The organism is Streptomyces roseifaciens (assembly GCF_001445655.1).
Classification (GTDB): Bacteria; Actinomycetota; Actinomycetes; order Streptomycetales; family Streptomycetaceae; genus Streptomyces; species Streptomyces aureoversilis.
Window position 1 is genome coordinate 178,912 of sequence record NZ_LNBE01000003.1, and the last position, 21,963, is coordinate 200,874.

Sequence of the window (21,963 nt, forward strand, 5' to 3'; positions counted from 1 at the left end):
GGCGCGCAGGCAGAGGCACCGGCCGACAGGGGTCGCGCCGGTGCCGGAGCCGCCGATGCGGGCCTGCATGCACGCGCGAGGGCTGGGTGGCGCTCAAGCTCGGTGGTCAGCACTCCCTGTCACGTGATTTCCCCAGGAGCAGATGTCTCCCTCAGCATCGTGTGTGCCCTTTCAAGATCCTGGGGCGTGTCCACCGCGATTCCCCGGTCGGTCACGGGGAGCATCCGAACCCCGTGTCCATGCTCGATGAGCCGGAGCATCTCTATGCCTTCGGTGCGCTCCAGCGGCCCCTGTTCGAGCTGTTGAAACAGCCCGATCCCATCTTGAGTGAAGCCGTAGAGACCAAGCTGCCGTAGGTAGAAGGGGCGTTGGTTCCGCGGATACGGGATCGGCTGGCGGGAGAACATCAGGGCGTTGTCGTTCTTGCCGACGACGACCTTGACGACGTTGTGGTCGAGGACCGCTGCCGCGTCGTTCAGCCTCGTGCACGCGTTGACTGCCAGGGCGCCGGCGCCAAGGTGGGTGAGTGCTTCGGATACGGCGTCGATCGACGTGGGGTTGATGAACGGTTCGTCTCCCTGGACGTTGATGTACGCGTCGGCTTGAAGGTGTTGTGCGCACTCGGCGACCCGGTCGGTGCCGGTGGGGTGCTCGCCGGTCATGATGCAGGGGATGCCGAGCCGGCGGCAGGTGGCTTCAATGCGGTCGTCGTCTGTTGCGACGACGGCGTCGTCAAGGTGGTGCGTCTGCTGACAGCGTCGGTGGACGTGCCAGAGCAGCGGCATGTCTCCGAGTATGGCGAGTGGTTTTCCCGGGAATCGCGAGGCTCCCCAGCGGCAGGGGATGACTGCAACGTGGCGGCGTGTGGCACTCATGGTCAGCTCCCGTAGATGGGGCGTGATGGGCGTGTGCGGACAGCCGGGATGGGAGTGATCACCGGTCGAAGTGGTCGAGCCAGACTTGCGCGATGGTCTGGCGGACAGGCGAGGGCACTTCGTGCAGGCCGGGGGCGTACTCGCCGCGGCTGAGCGCGGCGGTGGCAGCGAGGATCTCGGCTTGGACGAGGTGGATGTAGCTGCCGACCGCCGCGCCGTGCACGAAGTTGACGGCTCCTCCTTCGGCGAGCACGTAGAAGTAGTGCCCGGTCACCTCGTAGCGGGTCAGGTGGTCGCCGACGGGAGTGCGCTGGTAGAGGCCGTCGAGCGCGTCGAGTTCGAGTTCGTCTTCGGAGGAGGTGACCGAGGCGACGTAGGCGCCGTTGCGGAGGGCTTCGAAGTGGCTTTGCCGCAGCGCCAGGTTACCGGTGGCGCAGAGAACGAGTTCGGCGTCGTGGATTGCCTCTGTGCGGGATGGCGGGGTGCGGAAGCCCTGGGAGCGTGCCTGTACGCGTTTGACGGGGTCGCTGTCGAAGACGGTGACACGCAGGTCGTGGGCGCGCAGGTTGTGCGCGATGGAGCGGCCGACCTTGCCGAAGCCGATGACGCAGGCGCCGCGGCTGGTGAGGATGTCGCCCCGGGTGCGGACGAGCGCATCGGTCGAGAAGACGATGGAGCGGCCGACTAGGTGGTCCTCGCAGTGCTTCAAGGGGGAGCGGGCCACGGAGAAGACCGGGCAGGGTAGTTCTTCCAGCGCTTCGTACCGCTGATGGCCGTTCTCTGTGTCCTCGACGACGCCCCGGATGCGGCCAGAGAATTTCTCGGCCAGGGTGGTGATGGCAGGAGCGAAGTAGCCGCCGATGTCGAGCAGGACGACGTCGTGGCTCGGGGCGTTCTTCTCTAGGTACTCCAGGGCCCTGACGGGGTCGGCGAACATGGCGCGGCTGAGGTCGTGCACAGCGTAGGCACGTCGGACTTCCTGTACTGCCTCGGGGCTTATGGACCTGGGCTTGGGCAGCACGGCCGCGATGGTCGACGTGCGGGCCAGCGCGTGCAGGAAGGCCGGCCGTTCGGGGAGCAGGTGGGTGATGATCAGCAAGCTGATCGGGCCGTCGACGGGGAATCGCGCGGTGATCCGACGGAAGTAGGCGTCGAGCCGGGCTTTCTCAGGGCCTTCCACGGCACCTCCTTCTCCGCAACGGGGGTCAGGCCGCGGCGCTGTAGGGGGACTGGGTGAGTGCCTGCATCTGGGCACGCATGCCGCTGTGAAGGTCGGCCGTCGCACGCCAGCCGAGGGTGGCTTCGGCGAGCCGGGTGTCGGCTCGGGTACTCAGGACGTCCCCGCTGCGTGCTGTGTCAGCACGGACGTCGATTTCCCGGCCGGTGAGGCTCTGGGCGACGTTGATCACGTCGATCAGAGAGGCATTGGCGCCGCCGCCGACGTTGATAATGCTTGTGTCGGGCGGGGTGGTGGCTGCGGCGATAGTGGCGGCGATCGCGTCGTCGACGAAGGTGAAGTCCCGGCGCTGGTATCCGTCTCCGAACAGCCGGAGGGGGCCGCCGGTGAGGGCGGCGTGGAGCGTGCGGTGGATGAACATGTCCGGGCGCTGGCGGGGGCCGTAGACCGTGAAGTACCGCAGGGCGATGACGGACGTCGGGCACGCGGCGCGGGCGGCATGGGCCAGGCACAGCTGCTCCTCGGCGAGCTTGGTGACCGCGTACGGAGAAACCGGGCGGAGGCGGTCGCTTTCGACGCTGGGTCCTCCGCTGGTGACCCCGTAGACACTCGAGGAGGAGGCCACCACCAAGCGGGGGACACGCATGCGGGTGGCTGCGTCCATCACGCGCTGGGTGGCGAGGATGTTGGAGTGGACGTACTCGCTGAACTGTGGTCCCCACGACGGGCGCACGCCGGGGATGCCGGCCAGGTGGAAGATGACGTCTGCGTCGACGAGCAGGGGGTCGATCGCGCAGTCAAGGAGGTCGGCAGTGACGTGGATGTAGCCCTGGACCCCGTGCAGCACGGTGAGGTTGACAGCCGTGGACTCGTCGCTGGCGGGATCGCGCCGGTCAACGCCGATCACAGCGGCACCTGTCTGGAGGAGAGCGTGGGCGAGGTGGGAGCCGATGAACCCGGCCGCGCCCGTCACGACCGCGCGCCGGATGACTGGTGCGGTGACGGCGGCGTGGATCTCTGACATAAGGACCTCCGAAGGGTTCGGTGTCGAGGGGCTAGCTCAGGCGTGAGAGGACGGTTCGGCCGTGGGCGGTGAGGGCGTGGTCGTCTTGTTCGTGTCCGCGGACCAGGGCGGTGGCGGCCTCGATGGCGCCGAACCGCTCAAGGAGGCGTTGTTCGGTGGCGGACGGGCGAGATCCGTAGCCGTTGAAGAAGGCGTCGCGGAGGTGTGGGGCTGCCTGCCAGCGGCGGAATTCGAGCCGGGCGAAGTCGCGCACGCGGGCATCACGTCGCATGTGCTCCATGTCGACGACCCGGAACGCATCTCCAGTGATCCAGTTATGCGGCTGGTAGTCGAGGTGGCAGACGGCGCTGTCCATCGGGGTGCCGGCCAGCTCGGTGGCGATCCGGCCGAGGAGCCGGTGCTCGGCTCCCGAGAGGAGGCCGGCTCGCTCGGCCTTGGCGATCCAGCCGCGCAGGCGGGTGGCGAGCTCGATGCTCAAGGCGCCGGCACTGCGTGCTGCCGTGGCCCGGTGAAGGGCCTGCAGGGCACGGCCGGCGTCGTGGTGCGCCTGCTCCTCCTCGGGAGATCCGGGAGGAAGGCTCTGACCTCCTTGCCCATTGACGGCAGTGAGCAGCAGCGTTCGCGTGGCGTCCTGTCGGGCGACGAGCGCTGGTGCGTGACCCTGCAGGTGGCGGACCCATGTCGTGTAGGCCCGGACCTCTTGGGCGTAACGGACGGACCGCTCGTGCTGCTTGGCGACGTAGGTGTTCCCGACGCTGTCGGCGAGGCGTAGGAGCCGTGGGGGGAGCGCCAGGTCTGCGACGACGGTGACCTTGCCGACGACTCGATGAGCGAGTTGGACGCGCGGGTCGTCGGGGTTCGTGCTCATGGCGCGGGCTCCGCCGCCGGCCCGGCGAGGTGCGCGGCGTCGTTGTGAACCTTCAGCAGCCACCGGTGCTGGCCGAGCCGGTTGAGGTGGTGCTGCCACCGGCTGATCGATGCGTGGGAGACGGCGAAGCCGGCATCGGTGCCTGGGCCGAGACCGAGCAGCAGGGTGTGGGCGGCGATCACGGTCTCGCCGTGCGCGGCGAACAGGAGGCGGTCGCCTTCGTGCGCGGCGATGAGGTTGCGGAGAAAGGCACCGGCCCGTTGCAGGTAGCCGTTCCAGGTGTCGGATCCCTCCGCCCACGGCTGGTCAGGGTGGACGTGCGGCGCGCCTCCGGCGGCGGTTTTCACCTCGGTCCAAGGTTTGCCGTCGGCTGCGCCGTGGACGGGACCGTCGAGGCCAGGGTGGGTGCCAACCGGTAGGCCGAGGGCCTGGCCGAGGATCTCGCCGGTCTGGCGGAGCCGGAGCCGGGGGCCCGTGAAGAGCGCGGTGAACGGGGTGCTTCGGTGCTCGGCGGCCAGCCGGGCAGCCGCCAGGGTCACCTGGGCCTGGCCGCGGGTGGTGAGTCCGGTGCAGGTCGCGGGCCCGCCGACGACGCCGTCGACGTTGCACTGGGCCTCGCCGTGCCGGATGAAGACGAGTTCGGTGGTGATCATGTTGAGCCTCCGAATCCGGGGACGCCGAAGCGATAGCCGTTGCGTCCGGCGTACGGGGCGGTCAGGTGCACGTGGAGGGCGAGAAAGGCATGAAGGCGCTGGAGATCGATGGCGGCCAGCCGGGTGTTGTGACGGGAGGCGGCCTCGTTGTAGAGGTCCAGGGCCTGTTCGACGCCGGGCGGTTCGATCGGGCCGTGCGTCATGATCAGCGTGGTGATCAGCTTGGCCAGGTCGTATCCGAAGGGGGCGAGCGTGAGGTCGTCGGTGTCGACCGTGAAGATCGTGCCCTCGGTGGTGATCAGGAAGTTCCGCGGGTTGCTGTCCTTGTAGAAGGCGACGGGCCCTTCAGCGGTCTCTTCCAAGAGCGCGAGCAGCATGTCCAGAACCGATGAGTCGGGCAGGTGGCCCTGTTCCAGCCGCTTGCGCAGGGCGACCTCGCGGCAGGCGACGTAGTCGGGGAAGAAGGCGCCGTCGCGGGAGGTGCACGGCACGGCGAGTGAGGCGCGGTGCAGGTCGCTGGTCCAGGCGGCGCCGTGGGCATCGCCCAGCATGCCGGCCAGTCGCGGCAGGTCGTGCGGCTCGGCATGCCGGCCATCTATCCATGCGAACGTCAGGCTGGTCGGGGCGGTGGCCATGAGCGCCGGCTGCAAGAGCGGCCGGGCGTGCGCGGCGAGCCAGTGGTAGTGCCGGGAGGCTGCGGCCGCCTGCCTGGCGCTGGCGTAGTTCTTGGTGAACCGGGCAGAGGTCATGGCTGACCTCCCCGGTGCCGGGCCACTACGTAGGTGATGACGGAGCTGGTGGTGATCGGCTGTTCGGGGAGCGCTTCGTGGAGCGCCTCGGCCAGTGCGCTCGGGTTGCCGTAGAGGCCGGGGGAGAGGTGGTATTTCGGGTTCGTGGCGAGGTACTCCGCCGCGTGATCGAGGCCGCCGAACGTGAACCGGTGCTCCTCGTGCTCGGTCTTGATCACTTCCAGGGAGGTGCCCGTCAGGCCCACGAGGTTGCCGCTGTGGGCGGCGGCGTAGAGGCTCTCGTGTTGCTCGGCGCGCGGATCGAGCCCGGCGGCGGCGATAAGGGCGTCCATCTCTCGGTAGCTGTTGAGCGATTTGGTGACCAGGACGGCGAGCCCGTCACCAGCCAGCACGCGAGCGATCTCGGCGAGGGCCCGCTCGGGCTGCGGCGAGTGGTAGAGGCAGAACGCGGCCACCACCGCCCCGGCTGAACCGTCGGCCAGCGGCAGCTGGTGGAAGTCCGCCTGGACGAACTCCGCACGAACCTCGCGCTGCCTTCCCACCCGATCGCGCGCGTCGGCCAGGAGCGCCGGGGCCAGGTCGACGCCGACCAGGCTCGTCGGCCGGAGCTGCTCGGCCAGGACCCGGGTAGTGGTGCCGCGCCCGCAACCGATGTCCACCACCAGCCCAAGCGGCGGTGCGCCCTCGCCGTGGTGCTCCGTGAGGCTGCGGACGATGACCTCGGGTACCGGCCGACCGGAGGTCTTTGCGCGCAGGAGGGCGCCGGTCCGGCGGGTCAGCCGGGCAGCTCGACCGTACAGATCGTGTTGCCGTCCGGGGTCGAGAAACGGGTTGGTGATCACGAGCCGCACCCCCACAGGGGCTGCGGCCGACTCAGCTGTGCTCGGCGGCGATCTGTCGGAGCCAGCGCCGCGTGTGGCGTCGGCTGGTCAGCAGAACCACGGTGGCGTGACCGGCGGCGAACTGCTCGATCTTGGCCATGACGCGGGGCCGCATCTTGCGCCGGTACGTCGCGACGTACTTGATCACGCCCCAGTGGATGCGGTTGTGTACCCCGTTGCCCTGGTGACCGGCGCCGTGCCGGATTTGCCGGGAGACGATCCCCCACAGGGCGGCCGGCGTGGAGACATCCATGAAGACGACCGTGTCGCAGGCTTCGAGCCGGATTTGGAGCGTGGAGTTGTAGTTGCCGTCGATCACCCAGGCCGGCTCGGCGACGAGATTCCGCTGCACCTCGGCGAACTCCGCCATGGGCAGCTCGTTCCAGTCGTCGTCGTAGAACGCGGCATCCAGGTGCGTCACCGGCGCGCCGAGCAGGGCGCCGAGCTCGCGGGCGATGTGCGACTTGCCGCTGCCTCCGCAGCCGACGACAGCGACTTTCTTCATGGTGCTCCAGCCTAGGGCTACGGGGACGGTCGGGCGGCCTGGCTGCCGGGAAAGGTCCGGATGATCCGGGACGGGCTTTTCGAGTGTGGTGATTCATCGGGCCGCTCCTCTGCAGGCACCCGCCGGGGTGCTGGCGACCGAGTCGAGGACGGCTTCCAGCGCGTCCATCTGGCGGCTCAGACCGAAGAGCTCAAGGCGGGCGAGGCAGGCGGAGATCAGTTCCGCGTGTCGGCGGGTGCCGGTGATCTTCTTCAGGTCAGTGATCTTGCGGACCACGTGGCCGCCCGACCGGACCACCAGCTCGTCGGGTACGAACCGCTCGACGTGCCGGATGCCGGACGGGGCCAGCGGCAGGCAGCCTGCCAGCACGGCCTCGAAGATCCGCTGCGTCATCTGGCCCGCCGCGGCGTACCGCTCGGGCAGCAGCAGGACGGTGGTCAGTGCGTCACCGTACAGGTTGGCGACTTCTGTGAAAGGGATCCGTCCGAGAAAGGTGACGTGCGGCCAGCGACCGGTCTGGGTCCACTTGCCGCCGACCCGGTGCTCGAAGCAGGAGGCGGCCGGGGCGAAGAAGCGGTCGAAGGCTTCGTTGCGGTCGTACTGGTTGCCCACGTAGGCCAGCGGCACCTCGCGGGGCTTCATCGCCAGGGTGTTCGGATCGGCCTGGGCGAGCAACTCCTCGTCGAGGGGGAACAGGAGCGTGTGGGCGCCGGGGGTGGGCTCCAGGGCGGCCTCGCACACCGCGACCGTGGAGCAGCGTCGCCAGATGCTGTCCGGTCGCAGCTGGCGGTCCTTGTCCCAGATCACCGTGGGCACGCGACGGTGCGTGGTGTAGTGCAGCAGCAGCTCGGACTGGCGGTGCAGATCACAGGTGTGACCCGAGGTTCCGCAGATGGTCGTGTTGCGCCCTTCGATGGGCCAGCGCCACTCGAGGAACAGGACGTCGATGTCGGGGAACCCGGCGTCGAAGGTGTAACGGCTGCCGACGGCGTCGCCAGCTTCGAGCCGGTCGCGGTCGGCCTGCAGGAAGACGATGTGGTGGCCGCGCGTGAGGAGGGCATCGATCAGGGGACGGCGGTGGCTGCGGCCTCCGTCGGGGGTGTCGGTGATGCCGTTGCCGAGGAAGCCCCAGAAGCTGTATCCGATCTTCATTTGGTGATCCACCGGCCTTCCAGGAGCAGCGCGTCCAGCCCGGAAGTCGCGAGGCAGTCGAGTGCCATCTCCGGAGTCCCGCAGATGGGCTTGCCCTTGACGTTGAGCGACGTGTTGATCAGTACGGGGACGCCGGTGCGGCGCCCGAACGCCTGGAGAACGTCGTGCATGAAGAGGTTCTGCTGCGCGGTGACGGTCTGGAGCCGGGACGTTCCATTGGCGTGGACGACGGCGGGGATCTGCTCGCGGGCCTTGGCAGTGACCTGGGAGGCCATCGACATGTACGGGGCGTCCTGGCCGAGGGTGAAGAACTCCCCGGCCCTCTCGGCGAGGGTGATAGGGGCGAACGGGCGGAACGGCTCCCGGAACTTCACCGTGGCGTTGAGCCGTTCCACGACGCCGTTCTCCAGAGGTGAGGCAAGGATTGACCGGTTTCCCAAGGCACGGGGGCCGGCCTCGACGCGTCCCTGGAACAGACCGACGATCATCCCGTGGGCCAGCTGGTCGGCGAGGAATTCCGCGGCCTCTGCGCCTAGGGGCTTCTGCTTCAGGCCCGGCCACCGGGTGAGGACCGGACGGGGCTGTGGGTAGGACGGCCCGAGGTAGCAGGCGCGAGCGACCCCTTCGAGAGGCTGCCGGCTGCCGGTGTCCGCGTGCACGGCGATCGCGGCGCCGATCGCCGTGCCGGCGTCGCCCGGCGCGGGCGGGACGAAGACCTCATCGAAGATCCCTTCCTCGACGATCCGCCCGATGCCGACGCAGTTCGTGGCCACGCCTCCGCCCACGCACAGCCTCCGCGACCCGGTGACCCGGTGAGCACGGCGGGCCAGGTGGAGCATGACCTGCTCGGTGCGTTCCTGGAGCGCTGCGGCGAGGTCCTGGTGGACCTGCTGACGCTGCTCTCCTGGGTTTCGCGGTGGGCAGGTGTCGGTGATGAAGAGGGGCGAGATCCGGGGGTAGCCGGAGTGGAGGACGCGTGGGGGAAAGTAGGCCGGGTCCACGACGAAGCCGGTGGCGGTGGTGCGGAGCGCGCGGGCGAAAACGGGTCGGAACCGGGCGGCGTCGCCGAGAGCCGCGAGCGCCATCACGGTGCCCTCCTCGTTGCCGCGTCGCCAGCCGAGATGTTCGGTGACGGCCCCGTACACGTAGCCGAGAGAGGCTGGGTCTCGGATCTCCTCCAGGGAGCGGACGCACGGGCGTTCGGCGTGGTGGCCGTGTGCGACGGTGGTGGTCTGCCGTTCCCCGAGGCTGTCCACGACGAGGACAGCCGCCTCGGTCCATCCCGAGGCCGCGAAGGCGATCAGCTGGTGGGCGCGGTGATGCAGCACGGGGACGACCCGCGCGCGGGGGAACTCCCTCCGCAGGTATTGGAGGCGGCGCTGGGTGCGTACGGCGACCTTGGCGAACCCGGTGGCGCGCGGCAGGGCCCGCGAACGGGTTGCACTCGACAGCAGCAGCCGCGCCGTGGCGGGGACCTCGGCCAAGTAGCGGGCGGGCCGGAAGTTGTACGCGACGGCGTCCACGTCGGTCGGCGCGAGGCCGGCCCGGCCGAGGAGCCAGACGATGGCGTGTTGGGGGTATTCCCGCGTGTGCTTCTGCCCGGAGAGGCGTTCCTCTTCGACGAAGCCGACCAGCTCGCCGTTCACCAGGAGGGCTGCGGCCGAGTCGTGTGTGAAGGAGCACAGGCCGAGGATGACGCCGGGTACCTGATCCATCGCGGCTTACCCTTCCGCTACGGGCGGGACGGAGACGCTGGCGCGGCGGTTCAGCTCGTCGTACCAGTGGATCAGCGCCTCGCCGAGCGGTCCGTCGACGGTCGTGGCGATGTGCTGCGCCTCCTGGCGTGCCCCGTGCTTCCACAGGCGGTAGCTGCGCATCGTTGTGGCTATGGCGTCCCAGGTGGGATGTCCGGTCTCGTCTCCGGCTTCGACGTGGCTGAGCAGTTTGTCGAAGCCCTCCCATGGGGTGGCGAGGGTGGGCATGACCTGGCTCGCGTTGACGTCGGTCAGGCCGGCGGCTTGCTCGATGTCATGTTCGTAGATGTGCAGGGAGCCGACCTGGTGGTGGTACTCCCCGAGTTCGGCGTCCAGCCATCCGGCGACCAGTTCGTGCAGCGTGGTGTAGAAGAACAGGTCGTATGGCATGCCGGTCCACACGTCCTGGCCGCGCATGCTCGTTGTCATGTGCAGGCGGCCGGCGCGCAGGTGGAAGCGGAAGCCGAGGGTGCACGGGACGTCCTTGTGGCCGGCGGCATCCCGTGCCGGGTCGTAGAGCTGGATCAGGGCCCGGCGGGAGTCGGGGTCGTCCTTGAGGATCTCGACGACCCTGTGGAGCTGGTCGATCCTCCCGGCCCAGTTGCGCATCCGGGGCCCGTACGCGCCCTGGAGAACGCCGTCGTCGGCGTAGTGGCGCAGCCGTCCGTTGAATTCGTGGATCCACGGGGCATCGGTGCCGGACAGGTACCAGACCGTCTCGGCCACGGCGAAGGCCGGGTTGATGATCCGGGCCGGCGGAGCGCACAGCAGCCGCGCCCTGGGCTGGGTCAGCCGCATGGTGACGTTGAGGACCTCGCGGGTGGCCATGCCACGAGGGCTGACTTTGTCGCCGTTCTTGGCCAATGTCACGGCTCCAACGAAGAGTTCGGCGATGCTGTCGGCGGTCAGATGCGTCATGGTTGCGTCTCCTCACCTTGCGATTCGCCGGGACCAACGCCCCGGCACGGTGGTGAACGGGGCTACGCCGGGCCGGTCCGAGACCGGTCGACGACGAGGCGGGCGATGTCGCGGGCGCTGGTGCCGTGCCAGTGGCACACCGCATCGGTGGCCCTGCGCGAACCCTGCGATTGGGGCGGTGTGCTCAGTGCGTTGGCGATGTCGTCCGCCGAGCTGCAGCGCTGGGCGAGGCCATGGTCGGCGAGGCCCAACGTCCGCCCGCCGGGATGAGCAAGTTCGAGAACGGGGATGTTCAGCAGCACAGCCTCGATGCCGCAGGTGGAGTAGGCGCTCAGGACCGCGTCGGCGCCGGCCAGGCACCCGTGGGCACCGACTCCTGGATCGGCAGCCGCCACCGGCAGCCTGCTTGCCCTTTCGAGGAAGAGGCCGAAGGAGCCAGCGGTCTGCGCAGGGTGGGGTGCGATGATCAGGCCCCAATCCCCCTCGGCCTTCCGCAGGCCCTCCAGGACGAGGCTTCCCTGGGCGCGGAGAAGGTCGGGGCCGAAAGGCTGACAGGCCCATACCGCGATCTTCTCCGGGCAGCGGTCCACGCGGGCCGCCAGAAGTTCGTCGAGGTAGCAACGCTGCTGCTCTTGATCGAGGCCGCCGAGGGCATCGAACCGTGGTTGCCCCAGGACGTGGATCTCGGCGTCCGGGTGCCGTGCCCAGGCCCTCGCGGGCGTGACGTCCCGTTCGCCCATGACGACGATGTGACGGCTGTGCAGGGTCGGCCACGCCACCGATTGCGGGGTCCAAGCTCCGTGCTGAACGTAGAACGTGGTGATGCCGTGCCGTTCGGCCGCATGAACCGCGAGCGCTCCCAGCGGGCTGGTGTCGTTGCAGAGCAGGACGGTGTGCGGTCGGGTGGAGGTGAACACGCCGTCCAGCCAGGTCTCGGTGCGGAGCACCGCGCGCCACGATGGCTGAGTGCTGCCGCCGCTCGTCTCGACGACGGAGGCAGCAAGGCGCTCCAGCCGGTCCAGCCACACGGCCAGCTCGCGGACACGGATCGTCTTGCCGTAGCCGCCAGGGCCTTCGTCGGTGGTGGCGGGACCGGGGATCGTACCGGTGGGGGAGAGGAGACTGGGCAGCGCTGGGCACAGGCGGGTGGACGAGGTCGTCGGCTCCGGGCATCGGTCCGCGGCGTCCGTGGCCAGATCGACCAGGACGCCACGGTGGCCGTCTCGAGCCAGTTCCTCAAGAACCGGCAGGAGGGTCTCGGCGTGGCGGGACGACCACGACAGCGCTACGACCTCGGACTGCGGAAGCGTCGAAGGTGACGGGCTGGGCGCGGTCGAAGCGTCCACGGGCGAGGCCGTGAGCTGTCGGAGCTGAGCGGACCGCATCGGATCGCCGGCAACCGGAGCGCCCAGGAGGTAGGCGACACCGGACCAGGTGACGGTGTAGAGGCGGTACTCACGGGAGCTCGTCTCACGCGCGCCGATCAGTGCTTCGCCCGCGGCGGGGATGATGCAGCCGGGGTTCCGTGCGAACGGCTCCCACGCGCTCAGGGCAAGCAGCTTACGAACGAGTTGACCGACGAGGCGGCGCACGGGGACGTGCTGCACGTGCAGCCATGAGGCCCCGCCGGGCGTCAGAGCCCGCTGTGCGCTGTGCGCCTCCAGCTCGGACATCACGGCCTGGATGTGGGAGTCCAACTCCTCCCGGTCGGTCGTCGGAACGTCGAGAGCCGTCGTGGCGATCCACTCCGCCGTCGGCTGGTCCCGCAGGGCGTCTTCTGGGACGAGCGCCCACCGGTACGCAGCGTCCGCCCACACTCGGGCGAGGGCGAGCGGACCCGCGTCCACCGGGTTCACAGCAGGCTTCCTTCGAGGAAGGGGCCCGAGTGTCGGCCCTCACCGAGGATCTGCAGGAGATCGTGCGGAGCATGCGCCGTTGGAGGTACCGGGGTACCGGGGGAGCCGTAGCCCCAGGCCGCGTGGACGTAGGCAACTCCAGCCCGCTGCGCGGCTTCATGGTCAACCGCCATATCGCCCACGAAAGTGGCTTGCGCCGGATCAGCACAGAGATCGACGAGCGCGAGCAGCAGGGGGTCGGGGGCCGGCTTGCCGCGGCCAGGACCGCCGGCTGCGCGAACCGAGCCGAACGGGCACCCGAGCTGCGCCAGCAGAGGGGCCGCACGATCCAGTGGCTTGGACGTGACGACACTGAGCAGCCATCCGCGGGCGACGAGGGTGTGGAGTACTTCCTCCACCCCCTCGAACGGCCGGGCCAGATGGGCGAAGGCCTTCGATGCCTCCGAGTACGTCTGATGCACCGCCTCGACATCGGTCACGGCCAGACGCCTCATGATGTCGTTGAACGGGCGGCCCAAGTGCTGTTCGTACTGCTCGAACGGCAAGTCGATGCCGTGGTGCTGCTGGACCGCGTGCCATGCCTCCTGCATCACCGGCCGTGTGTCGAGCAGGACCCCGTCGAGGTCAAGGAGCAGCGAGCGCTGTGCGCCGCAGTGTGCCGGATGGGTGTGGGAGCTCTGTATCGCGGAGCAAGGCGTTGAGGTCATGCTTTTCTCCCTCGAAAGCGGAGGTGGGAACGCAGTGGGCCGAAGGGCGTGCCGAGTTCCGAATGCCCGTGGGAGCAGCCCTTGGTGATCACTCCTCGGGAGGCAGATCGGGCACGCTGACCGGCGGTGGGCTCGGTATGGCGTTGTGGTGGTGCTCAAGCTGGACGAGCTGTGCGAGCAGCCAGACTGTGGCGACGACACCGGCCCCGTACGTCCACTTGCACATGGTGCCGACCGGGTCGTACCAGACGAGGCGGCGTCGAGTTCGCGCGTGGCCCCTCATGACACGGCCGCCAAGTGGAGCTGCTCGGCTTCTTCGTTGGCGAGTGCGAGGAGGTCGCGACAGATGCAGGCCAGTTCCTGGGCGTACACACAGCGCACGACCGTGGGCCCGGATTTCGGCTCGTTGTTCAGCCTGTCCCGCATGGAAGCGGCCACGTGACGGATCTGGTCGCCCTGGCCGTACTGCGCCCAGTCCTTGGTCTCGACCTCGGGCAGGAGCAGCTGGATGTGGCCACGTAGGCGCAGCAGCAAGTGATCGACGTTGGCGGCCGGCGGCAGCCTGTCGAGGGTGGCGCGGACCGTGCCCATGATGCCGTCGATGTCGATGGGGTACTCGTCCGGTCTGACCTGAGGGACTCCCCGGCAGGTGGCGCGCAGGCGGCGGCCGACGATCTTGAGGGACCTCATAGCACGGTCACCGGGCAGGCCGTGGTCGGCGTAGTCGTGAACGGAGAGGCGGGGGAGAAGCCTTTGAGGAGGGGGACGTGGGGATCGCCGAGGACGCGCCAGCACAGGCGGGGGCCGGTGAAGGTGGCGCGGGCGTGGAACCAGCGTTCGTTGTCGAGCAGGTAGCCCTGGCTGGCGGCCAGCGGCAGGCGGATCTGGTAGGTGGTGAGCGCGCTTCGGAGGTCGGGCAGGTAGCTCTGCACGATGGGGCTAAAGCGGGCGAGGCCGTCGAGCCGAAGCCGTACGGACACCCGGCCGTCGGGGTGTTCGGTGAGCACTTGAGTCGGGTGTCCGTCGCCGCCGCCGAAGAATGCGGTGCGCGGTTTGCTCAGTGCCACGATCGCGTCGCGGCGGCGTGCCGCGATGTCGGTGTACACCGCGCGGCCGTCGGTCAGCAGGCACTCTCCGCCGACGTAGGCGGGGGTGCCACAGACCAGCAGCATGAGACGGGGCGGCTCGGGAACTCCGGAGCGTTCGGTGTGCGGGGCCAGCTCGCCGTTGCCGAAACCCCCGTATCCGGCAAGGTGCGTGTGGCGGCGGGTGTCGCGGATGGTGGTGAGTCCGTCGGGGTCGCTGTCCCGGTGCGGGGCGATGTCCATGATCCTGGAAGCGAAGTCGCGGACGGCGGTGCGGGAGGAGAAACCGCCGAGGGTGATCATCCCGGAGTCGCGTAACCGTTCCCGGACCACCTCTTCGACCCGCGGCGACTGGATGTCGACGAAGTGGGCCGAGAACAGCTTGGCCTCGCGCATCGGCGTGCTCCTCTCATCGAAGGGAATGCGAACAGAGTCGGAGGCAGAGACTGGCGGGGTACAGCGACGGATTGTCGACTCGGACAATTCGCTTACAGAAGCGGCAGGTTGATGAGGTCGTGCTATGTTCCGCACGCCCCAAGGACCCGCGATGCCCCGCGAAGGACAGCAGCGATGACCTACACGCCCCCGACCTGGCCCGTCTCCGTCAAAGCCGTCGCCCTCGACATCCACCAGCGCGTACTGCTGCTGAAGAACGAGAGGCAGGAGTGGGAACTGCCCGGCGGCCGCCTCGAGCAGGCAGACGACAGTCCGGAGACGACGGTCGAGCGGGAGCTGCTGGAGGAGACCGGCTGGGAGGTGAAGGCCGGGCCGATCATCGACGGTGGCGTGTGGATCTACGAGCCGATCCCTGGCCGGCGGGTCCTGATCGTGACCTACGGCTGCACCGTGCTCACCCCGGACCGGACGCCGGTCATCAGCCACGAGCACAAGGAGATCGGCCTCTTCACGGCCGACGAGGTGCCAGGGCTGAACATGCCGGACGGCTACAAGCGGGCGATTGCCACCTGGTACGGGCAGCGGCAGAGCTGACGGGCTGCCGGGAGGCATGACGTGATGCTTCCGGCGCCACGGCCGGCCGCCCGCCATGTGGTGTGGCACTGGGCGACCCCGCAGGCCGAGGCCGTCCTCGCCACGCGCGACCTGGGGACGATCCTGAGGTTCCACCGGGCCGTGCACCGGCTCAACCAGACCGAACTCGGCGAGATCCTGGGCTACGACAAGACGTACGTCTCCGCCCTGGAACTGGGCAAACGCTCGCTGGACGACGTCGGCTCCCGACGCCGCGTCGCGGAACACCTCGGCCTCCCGCCGCACGTCCTCGGCGTGACCGACGTCGCCGACACCGACCACCGGGCCATGCTCCAGTTCGGCGCGTCCACCGTCCGGCTCGCCGAGATCGCCCGCCAGACCGGCCATGCCTCCGAAGCCGTCGCCGAACTGTGGCCGCTTGTCGCCCGCCTCGAAGCCCGCGTCGAAGACGGACACAGCGAACGCGATGTCGTCCGCCTGCTGGCCCACGCCCGCGTCGGACTCGGCGTCGCCCTCGGTAATGTGCTCCCCGAAGAGCGCCTGGCCACCGCGGCCCGCTGGACCGCCCGCAGCCTGGAAGCGGCCCGCCACCTCGGCAACGACCCGGCCTTGCTCTCCGGCATCCTGCGCATGCACGGCAACGAACTGCGCAAGGCCGGACTCCGCGGCGCCGCCGTCGAACGCCTCCGCCATGCCGCCGCCATCGCGTCCACGACCGACGGCCGTGTCGCCGTCCTGCCGCTCCTGGCCCGCGCCGCCGGCGCTCTTGGCGACCGCACGCTGTTCGACGCGGTGATGCACGAGACCGACGGTCTTCTCGACCGTGCCGTGCACACCTCGTTGTTCAACCCCTACTCGCTCCACGAGATCCGCCTGCGCGGCCTCCTGGCGACGGGCCGTGCACCAGCGGCCATAAGGCTGGTCGAGGATCGACCGACGCTGACGACCACGGTCGCGCCGCAGTGGCGGGTGATCGAGCTGGTCACCGTTGCCCAGGTCCTGCTGCTCGGCGGCGACAGCACCGGGGCCGCCGAGACCCTGGACGCGGCGGTGGGCGAAGCGGTGGTGCAGCGGCTGCCGCACCAGTTGCAGCGCATCATCCGCGCCGCCGGCCAGCGGCTGCCGGACACCCGGGCCGCGGCCGACGAGGCGCTGGGCCGGATGCGACAGGAGATGGCCGCGTAGGACAGGGGCTGCGGCCCCGCTCATCGCGTCTCCTCCGGGCCGCTGTCGGGGAAGGGCACCGCGCGGGCGAGTTCCCAGTAGACGTCGTAGTCGTGGGCGCCCCAGCTGGTCACGTCACCGTGCGCCTGCCGGTAGCGGGCACCAGTGGGGGATTCGGGGGCGGTCTCGCGATTCCGCACGATGGGCAGGGCGGGTCCGGACATGGAAGTGCCGGGGGAGCAGGGCATGGGAGCGTTCTCCCGTTCTCGGGGGGATGTGCGAGAGCGCGGGCCCGTCAGGGGCGGCGGCCCGCCGTGTGTCCACTTCACTGCTGGACCGATGGCCGTACGAGGAAACCGAGCGGCCATTGAGCGGCCATTCACTGGCCTCGAACACCGAAGATCAGCGTGATTCCCGCCACCGCATACCGTCCGCGGCGGTTACCGCCTACGGTGAGTCCGAGCTGAGATCAGGGAGTAGTCGGATGAGGACGCCGGCAAATAAGGAACTGTTCGCCGCCCGAGTGGCGAAAGGCTGGTTCTCCCAGGAAGCAGCAGCCGAGGGCATCAGTGAAGCTGGGCAGCAGGCTTTGCGAGAGCCTCGGTACGTGATCAGCGTGCGTACCTACCGGCGGTGGGAGTCGGTCAATCCCGGGTGGCCGAGGCCGGACCAGGCAACTGCTCTGCGAGCGGCGTTCGGGCGTGGCCCCGAGCACCTGGGGTTCGTGATCGATGCCGAGCAGATGTTTGACAGCCCCGACGAGGGGACCGCCATGATCCCACCTATGAAACGACGCAACGCTCTGACTGCCGGAGCCGCCGTCATCGGCCTGCCCTGGCTCAGCTCCTCGCCCTCCCGCCCTGCCGAGGTGCGCGTGGGCCACGACGAGGTCGTCCTGCTCCAGGCTGCCGCTGCCGACCTTGATGCCATCGACCAGCGTTTCGGCGGTGACCGGCTGTGGCGAACTGCCACCATGCACCTGAGCTGGATGCACCACGTGATCAATCACGGCACCTACAGCGACGCCATCGGCCAGGAACTCCACACCATCACTGGCCAGCTCACCACCAGCCTGGGCTGGTTCTGCTACGACGCCGGACAGCAGACCGAAGCCCGCGTCTACTTCTCCGAAGCGCTGAACACAGCGATGATCTCCGAAGACCACGCGCTGGCCACGCGAACACTGTCGAACATGGCCCGCCAGTCCGTTGATCTCGACAAGCCCCGTGAGGCGGTGCGCTTCGCCCGCACCGCCGAACAGTACGCCGCAAAATGGGATGCCCCGCCTCGTGTGACCGCGCTATTGGCCATTCGTGCGGCCCAGGGATACGCGCGGTTGGGAGACGAGATCAACGCCTCTCACACCATCAAGCGGGCGTGGCGGTCCTTCGACCAGGGCTCCACGGACCGTGACCCTGAGTGGACCGGGTTCCTCAACGAAGCGGAACTCGTGTGCCTGGAAGGCATGTGCCGATCCGACCTGAAGCAGAACCGGCGTGCCGTACGGCTCCTGGAGCGCTCTGCTGGCCTACAGGACATCGAACACTCCCGTAACCGGGGCATGTGCTTGGCCCGCCTCGCGCAGGCAGCCGTCCACGACCACGATCTCGACCGCACAGCAGAAGCCGCCAAGGAGTCCCTGCGCCTGATCGAGGGCGGCCAGTCCTCCACCCGCAACCGCCATCAGCTCGCGGCCGTCCGCGACAGCCTCACCCCGCACGCGTCCAGCGCACAAGCCCGCGAAACCATTGAGCTGTTGAACGCCCACATCGCCTGACCAAGGAGCCGCCTCCGCATGCCCCACCTCACGTTCGCCCGGCACACCCCCGACGCCGCTCGAAAGATCATCGACGAACTGACCGACGTTTACGCAAAGGTCTACGACGTGCCTCCGTACATCGGCGACCCCTTCTTCTCCGTCGCCACTTTCGTCGAGCGACTCACTGCCGCATTCGACATGAAGGGCTTCGAAGTCGTCACCGCGCACCTCGACGACGGCACCCTCGTCGGCTACGTCCATGGCGTCACGCTCACCACCGACCGGCCTTGGTGGGCCTCCCTTACCGACACGCTTCCCGCGGACGCGAAGGACGCCGCACAGGCTGGCGACATGTTCTGGCTACGCGAGCTGATGGTCCTCCCACAACACACCAACAACGGCATCGGCCGAGCTCTCCACAACGAAATGATCAGCGGCCGCGCGGAACCCTGGACAACCCTGACCTGCATCATCGACAACGAGCCCGCCCGCAGTGCCTACCCCCGGTGGGGGTACGAGGTCATCGGCCGCATCAAACACGCTCCCGAGTCTCCCGTCTACGACGCCATGATCCTTCGCCCTGACGTCGTGCCTTCCTGAACCCTGCCCAGGAGGTGCCCTTGCTGATCGTCCGCCGCGCGGTACCCGGCGGCGGTCGGGCTGTGCCCTGTACGCACGCCGTCCCTGCTGACGGACACCACATGGCCCGCCTTGCTGGACCGTAGATCCCTGTCACCCCGACTGGTACATCGTCGGAGAACTCCGCGCGTCCGGTGCGACTACCGCACGGGTGATGACGACCGCAGTCTGCCGTCGGCTTCTACCTTCCTTCGTAATGCCGTCTTTGGCCTCGTCGTCCGCGTGCTTCTTACGTCCGAATGATCCGCCGTACATGCCCCATTACCCCAGTTCGCCTACGGCAGACGGCGATCGGTGCGAACGGGCTGGAGACCTGCTCGCCACCCATGTCAACGTACGGGTGTCCGGAAAACCGCAGGTCAGGGAAGGGATTCACCGTGATGATCACCGCCACCACGCCCCACGTCGGCTCGCCCGCCACGCTCTCCACTGCACCCCACGCCGGGGAGCGGGAATGGCTGACGGGGGATGGCTGCGCGGAACCGGTCATCGACCTTCTGCGGGGGCAGGGCTGGTCGATCGTCTCCGACGATCTCGCCAACGTCCACTGTGGAAGTCCGGACGGTAGGGCGTACGTCGGTTTCCTTCCGGAGACGCCGGACGCCTTCCACAACGACGTCGTGTGGCGCGTGAGCGTGAGCGCGCCGCGCGGAAGCCGAGGGCGGGAGTAAAGCTTCGGCTCGGGTACCCCCGCCGAGGCCATCGCTCGGTTCCTCACCGCTCTGATCGCTGCTCAGCCCCAACCCGAGCCTGATGCCAGTGGTGGCCTCTGTGGCCATTTACCACAATCCACAGAGCGAACTCACGGTCTTTTGTTGCCTCATTTAACGGCCTGCTGCTGACGCAGGCAAGGCCAGCCGTCGGGGGCCACGCTTGCGGGCTCCTGCTTATAGCGGCAAACCTCCGGTTAACCAAACCGGTCCTCCTCAACAAACTGAGTGTTGTTCGCGCTGACTACTTGGCGGTGGCTTCGGCGCGGGCGTAGAGCTGCCCAGTTTGAGAGTGCCGGCTGCGTAACGGCTCGTGGAACGTCTATGAGTTCCGCGAACCCGATCTCGAGTCACTCCCGCAGCGGCGGCAAATTTGCAGCGCTATGAGGAGTACGAAGCATGAGTGACCGACTTCTGTCCGTGCCGACCGTGGCTGGGCTTCTTGACGTGAGCCGTCGCACGGTCTACCGGTTTGTCGCTTCCGGTGAACTGTCCATTGTCGACCTTCGGACCGGTGTCGAACGCTCGCGGGTGCGGATCCCGAGCGCCGATGTCGAAGCGCTCATTAAGCGCCGCACGGTCGGCCTGCCCAAGCGTCGCGCTGCTTGAGCTGCAGGCTGTTCGCGCATTTTCAATCTCAAGTTTTCCTGAATTGCCCTCCTGAAAGAGATCATGGCGTACCTTCGCAAGCTGAAGTCTGGAAAGTGGCAGGCCACCGTCCGGAATCCGGGTGGCGACCGGTTCGCAGAATCCTTTCCTCTTAAGACGCAGGCCAAGGCTTGGGCAGCCGACCTCGAGATGAAATTTGCTCGCGGTGTCTTGCGTGACCCGCGCGCTGGCGAGATCAAGTTCAGGGACTGGCACGACCGGTGGTGGGAGGCTCGAGTCGTCGAACCTCACACTCGTCGGGGAGATGCCTCGAGCATCAAGACCCACGTCATGCCGCACTGGGCGGACTGGGAGATACAGGCCATAGCCCGCATGGACATGCAGGCATGGATCAGCAAGCTGGTGAAGGACGACAAGGGCGTCTCGGCGATTCACCGTGCGTACAACCTCACGAAGTCGATCATGCGTGCCGCCGTTGACGAGGACTTGATCGCCGTATCGCCGTGCCGGCGTATCGATCTGCCGACCATCGCGGAGAAACCCCCGCAGTGGTTCACCCTCGACCAGGCGCAGGCCATCCTCGACCAGCTCGCCGATCCCTGGCGGACCATGGTCTTGCTCGGTTTCTACACCGGGTTGCGCTGGGGTGAGCTGTCTGGGCTCCACGGACACCGGATCGACTGGCAGCGCTCGCGTCTCTTCGTCGTCGAGGTCAACACGAAGTCGGGAATCAAGGAGTACCCCAAGAGCTCGAGGAGCCGACGGGAGGTGCCCATCCCGCCGCATGTTCTGGAAGCACTCGAGCACCACATGCACGGCCGGGACCGGGACGGCGTGGTGTTCACCACGGTCACCAAGGGGCGGTCCGGGAGACTCCTCGATGACGGGAACTGGCGTCGGCAGACCTGGTGGCCGGCCGTTCGTGCCGCGACCTACCTGGACCCGACGACCAACATGCACGTACTCGTGCCGGAGTACCCGCCGCACGCCACCCGCCACACCACTGCGTCCTGGCTAGTGCAGAATGGGGTGTCGCTGTACGAGGTGCAGCACCTGCTCGGTCACGAGAGCTACCAGACCACGCAGCGGTACGCGCACCTCCAGCCTGACGCTCATCAGGCGGTACTCGGAGCGTGGCAGCGCCTTGACGCTCAATTGACGCTCCAGGGTCCTGATGATCTCGCTCTGGCGACCTAAAACGGCCTCTGACCTGCGATTTCTTCGGGAAGATGTTGCTTCGACATCTTCCCGATGACGCACCACGTGGAGTGCGTGGCCATCCTGAAGCCGGTGGCCAAGGACGCCTGACCGGGCCCAGGGCTCCCGGGCCCGGCCGGCGCGGTCCTGCGGGTTACTGGGCCGGCCGCCCCGCAGGCGTGCGGAATTCGCGCTGGTGCCACAGCAGGGGCTCGTCGCCGGGGCCCGAGCGGGTTTCCAGGAGTTCGCCGAGGAGCAGATCGTGGTCGCCGGCGGGGAGGACGTCCGCCCGGCGGCACAGGAAGGCCGCGTGGGCGTTCGTGAGGAGCGGGAGGTCCGAGCCCGGCCACGGTTCGAAGCCGCCTGCCGCGAAGCGGTCGACGCCGCTGCGGGCGAACGTTCTCGCCGTGGCGGCGTGTTCGGCGCCCAGGAGGTTCACCACGAACTCGGGGGCGGACGTCAGGGCCGGGTGGCAGCTGGACGTGCGGGCGATCCCGACGAGCAGCAGCGGCGGTTCCATGGACACGGAGGTGACCGCGCTGGCGGTGAACCCCCAGCGGCGCCCCGTCCCGTCCGTGGTCGTGATGATGGTCAGCGGCGCCGCCAGGTGCGCCATGGCGTCGCGGAACTCGGCCGCACCGATCGGTGCCCGGGCCGTCTGCGTCGGCGTGGTCACGGGGTCTCCTCCCAG

The 21,963-nt window shown here is 68.5% G+C and carries 25 protein-coding genes; 7 read left to right on the forward strand and 18 right to left on the reverse strand.

Going from position 1 to position 21,963, the window contains the following annotated elements; genetic code table 11:
- Positions 1-119: 119 nt before the first annotated feature.
- The 16 genes from AS857_RS06835 to AS857_RS06905 form a co-directional block, all read right to left on the reverse strand.
- Positions 120-875, reverse strand: coding sequence for a 3-deoxy-manno-octulosonate cytidylyltransferase (locus tag AS857_RS06835; protein ID WP_058042250.1), 756 nt, complete (start codon positions 873-875; stop codon positions 120-122).
- 58 nt (positions 876-933) lie between these two features.
- On the reverse strand, positions 934-2,055 hold the full coding sequence (locus AS857_RS06840; RefSeq protein ID WP_058042251.1) for an adenosylhomocysteinase: 1,122 nt from the start codon (positions 2,053-2,055) through the stop codon (positions 934-936).
- Between the two features lie 25 nt (positions 2,056-2,080).
- Complete coding sequence (locus tag AS857_RS06845; protein ID WP_058042252.1) at positions 2,081-3,076, reverse strand: NAD-dependent epimerase/dehydratase family protein; 996 nt, start codon at positions 3,074-3,076, stop codon at positions 2,081-2,083.
- A 31-nt stretch (positions 3,077-3,107) separates the two neighbouring features.
- Positions 3,108-3,944, reverse strand: a complete 837-nt coding sequence (locus AS857_RS06850; RefSeq protein ID WP_058042253.1) for an aminoglycoside phosphotransferase/kinase family protein — start codon at positions 3,942-3,944, stop codon at positions 3,108-3,110.
- Positions 3,941-4,597, reverse strand: coding sequence for a histidine phosphatase family protein (locus tag AS857_RS06855; RefSeq protein ID WP_058042254.1), 657 nt, complete (start codon positions 4,595-4,597; stop codon positions 3,941-3,943). The genes AS857_RS06850 and AS857_RS06855 overlap by 4 nt, the downstream gene beginning before the upstream one ends.
- Positions 4,594-5,346 (reverse strand): phosphotransferase, encoded by a 753-nt coding sequence (locus AS857_RS06860; protein WP_058042255.1) that lies wholly within the window; start codon positions 5,344-5,346, stop codon positions 4,594-4,596. Before AS857_RS06860 ends, AS857_RS06855 begins: the two co-directional genes overlap by 4 nt.
- Positions 5,343-6,188 (reverse strand): class I SAM-dependent methyltransferase, encoded by an 846-nt coding sequence (locus tag AS857_RS06865; RefSeq protein WP_058043956.1) that lies wholly within the window; start codon positions 6,186-6,188, stop codon positions 5,343-5,345. Before AS857_RS06865 ends, AS857_RS06860 begins: the two co-directional genes overlap by 4 nt.
- Positions 6,189-6,219: 31 nt before the next feature.
- Complete coding sequence (locus AS857_RS06870) at positions 6,220-6,732, reverse strand: P-loop NTPase family protein (RefSeq protein ID WP_058042256.1); 513 nt, start codon at positions 6,730-6,732, stop codon at positions 6,220-6,222.
- A 93-nt stretch (positions 6,733-6,825) separates the two neighbouring features.
- A complete protein-coding gene (locus AS857_RS06875) occupies positions 6,826-7,884 on the reverse strand; it encodes a glycosyltransferase family protein (RefSeq protein WP_173864731.1) in 1,059 nt (352 codons plus the stop codon).
- Entirely contained in the window at positions 7,881-9,599 is a 1,719-nt protein-coding gene (locus AS857_RS06880) for a carbamoyltransferase family protein (protein WP_058042258.1), read from the reverse strand. Before AS857_RS06880 ends, AS857_RS06875 begins: the two co-directional genes overlap by 4 nt.
- 6 nt (positions 9,600-9,605) lie before the next feature.
- Positions 9,606-10,556, reverse strand: a complete 951-nt coding sequence (locus tag AS857_RS06885; protein WP_058042259.1) for a thymidylate synthase — start codon at positions 10,554-10,556, stop codon at positions 9,606-9,608.
- 62 nt (positions 10,557-10,618) lie between these two features.
- On the reverse strand, positions 10,619-12,412 hold the full coding sequence (locus tag AS857_RS06890) for a hypothetical protein (protein ID WP_058042260.1): 1,794 nt from the start codon (positions 12,410-12,412) through the stop codon (positions 10,619-10,621).
- Complete coding sequence (locus AS857_RS06895; RefSeq protein WP_058042261.1) at positions 12,409-13,119, reverse strand: HAD family hydrolase; 711 nt, start codon at positions 13,117-13,119, stop codon at positions 12,409-12,411. Before AS857_RS06895 ends, AS857_RS06890 begins: the two co-directional genes overlap by 4 nt.
- Positions 13,120-13,207: 88 nt before the next feature.
- Positions 13,208-13,402 carry a hypothetical protein gene (locus tag AS857_RS39480; protein WP_144440750.1) on the reverse strand — a complete coding sequence of 65 codons (195 nt, stop codon included), beginning with the start codon at positions 13,400-13,402 and terminating at the stop codon, positions 13,208-13,210.
- Positions 13,399-13,809, reverse strand: a complete 411-nt coding sequence (locus tag AS857_RS06900; protein WP_058042262.1) for a DUF6415 family natural product biosynthesis protein — start codon at positions 13,807-13,809, stop codon at positions 13,399-13,401. Before AS857_RS06900 ends, AS857_RS39480 begins: the two co-directional genes overlap by 4 nt.
- Positions 13,806-14,600, reverse strand: a complete 795-nt coding sequence (locus tag AS857_RS06905; protein WP_058042263.1) for a TauD/TfdA family dioxygenase — start codon at positions 14,598-14,600, stop codon at positions 13,806-13,808. Before AS857_RS06905 ends, AS857_RS06900 begins: the two co-directional genes overlap by 4 nt.
- Positions 14,601-14,774: 174 nt before the next feature.
- On the opposite strand from AS857_RS06905, the gene AS857_RS06910 reads away from it, so the two are divergent.
- On the forward strand, positions 14,775-15,194 hold the full coding sequence (locus tag AS857_RS06910; protein ID WP_058042264.1) for an NUDIX hydrolase: 420 nt from the start codon (positions 14,775-14,777) through the stop codon (positions 15,192-15,194).
- Between the two features lie 24 nt (positions 15,195-15,218).
- Positions 15,219-16,379 (forward strand): helix-turn-helix domain-containing protein, encoded by a 1,161-nt coding sequence (locus AS857_RS40600; RefSeq protein ID WP_063804194.1) that lies wholly within the window; start codon positions 15,219-15,221, stop codon positions 16,377-16,379.
- A gap of 20 nt (positions 16,380-16,399) precedes the next feature.
- Here the strand turns inward: AS857_RS40600 and AS857_RS06920 are convergent, their stop codons facing one another.
- Positions 16,400-16,606 carry a hypothetical protein gene (locus AS857_RS06920; RefSeq protein ID WP_216823953.1) on the reverse strand — a complete coding sequence of 69 codons (207 nt, stop codon included), beginning with the start codon at positions 16,604-16,606 and terminating at the stop codon, positions 16,400-16,402.
- 236 nt (positions 16,607-16,842) lie between these two features.
- On the opposite strand from AS857_RS06920, the gene AS857_RS06925 reads away from it, so the two are divergent.
- The 5 genes from AS857_RS06925 to AS857_RS06940 all read left to right on the forward strand — a co-directional run bounded on the left by AS857_RS06925 (position 16,843) and on the right by AS857_RS06940 (position 21,272).
- Complete coding sequence (locus tag AS857_RS06925) at positions 16,843-18,135, forward strand: NsdA family TPR-like regulatory protein (RefSeq protein ID WP_144440751.1); 1,293 nt, start codon at positions 16,843-16,845, stop codon at positions 18,133-18,135.
- Between the two features lie 18 nt (positions 18,136-18,153).
- Positions 18,154-18,717, forward strand: a complete 564-nt coding sequence (locus AS857_RS06930; RefSeq protein WP_058042267.1) for a GNAT family N-acetyltransferase — start codon at positions 18,154-18,156, stop codon at positions 18,715-18,717.
- 419 nt (positions 18,718-19,136) lie between these two features.
- On the forward strand, positions 19,137-19,427 hold the full coding sequence (locus AS857_RS06935; protein ID WP_063804195.1) for a hypothetical protein: 291 nt from the start codon (positions 19,137-19,139) through the stop codon (positions 19,425-19,427).
- Between the two features lie 438 nt (positions 19,428-19,865).
- Positions 19,866-20,075, forward strand: coding sequence for a helix-turn-helix domain-containing protein (locus AS857_RS37335; protein WP_079110137.1), 210 nt, complete (start codon positions 19,866-19,868; stop codon positions 20,073-20,075).
- Positions 20,076-20,138: 63 nt separating this feature from the next.
- Complete coding sequence (locus AS857_RS06940; RefSeq protein ID WP_245699649.1) at positions 20,139-21,272, forward strand: tyrosine-type recombinase/integrase; 1,134 nt, start codon at positions 20,139-20,141, stop codon at positions 21,270-21,272.
- Between the two features lie 154 nt (positions 21,273-21,426).
- On the opposite strand, the gene AS857_RS06945 is transcribed toward AS857_RS06940, so the two are convergent.
- Entirely contained in the window at positions 21,427-21,948 is a 522-nt protein-coding gene (locus tag AS857_RS06945; protein ID WP_245699651.1) for a flavin reductase family protein, read from the reverse strand.
- Positions 21,949-21,963: the final 15 nt, after the last annotated feature.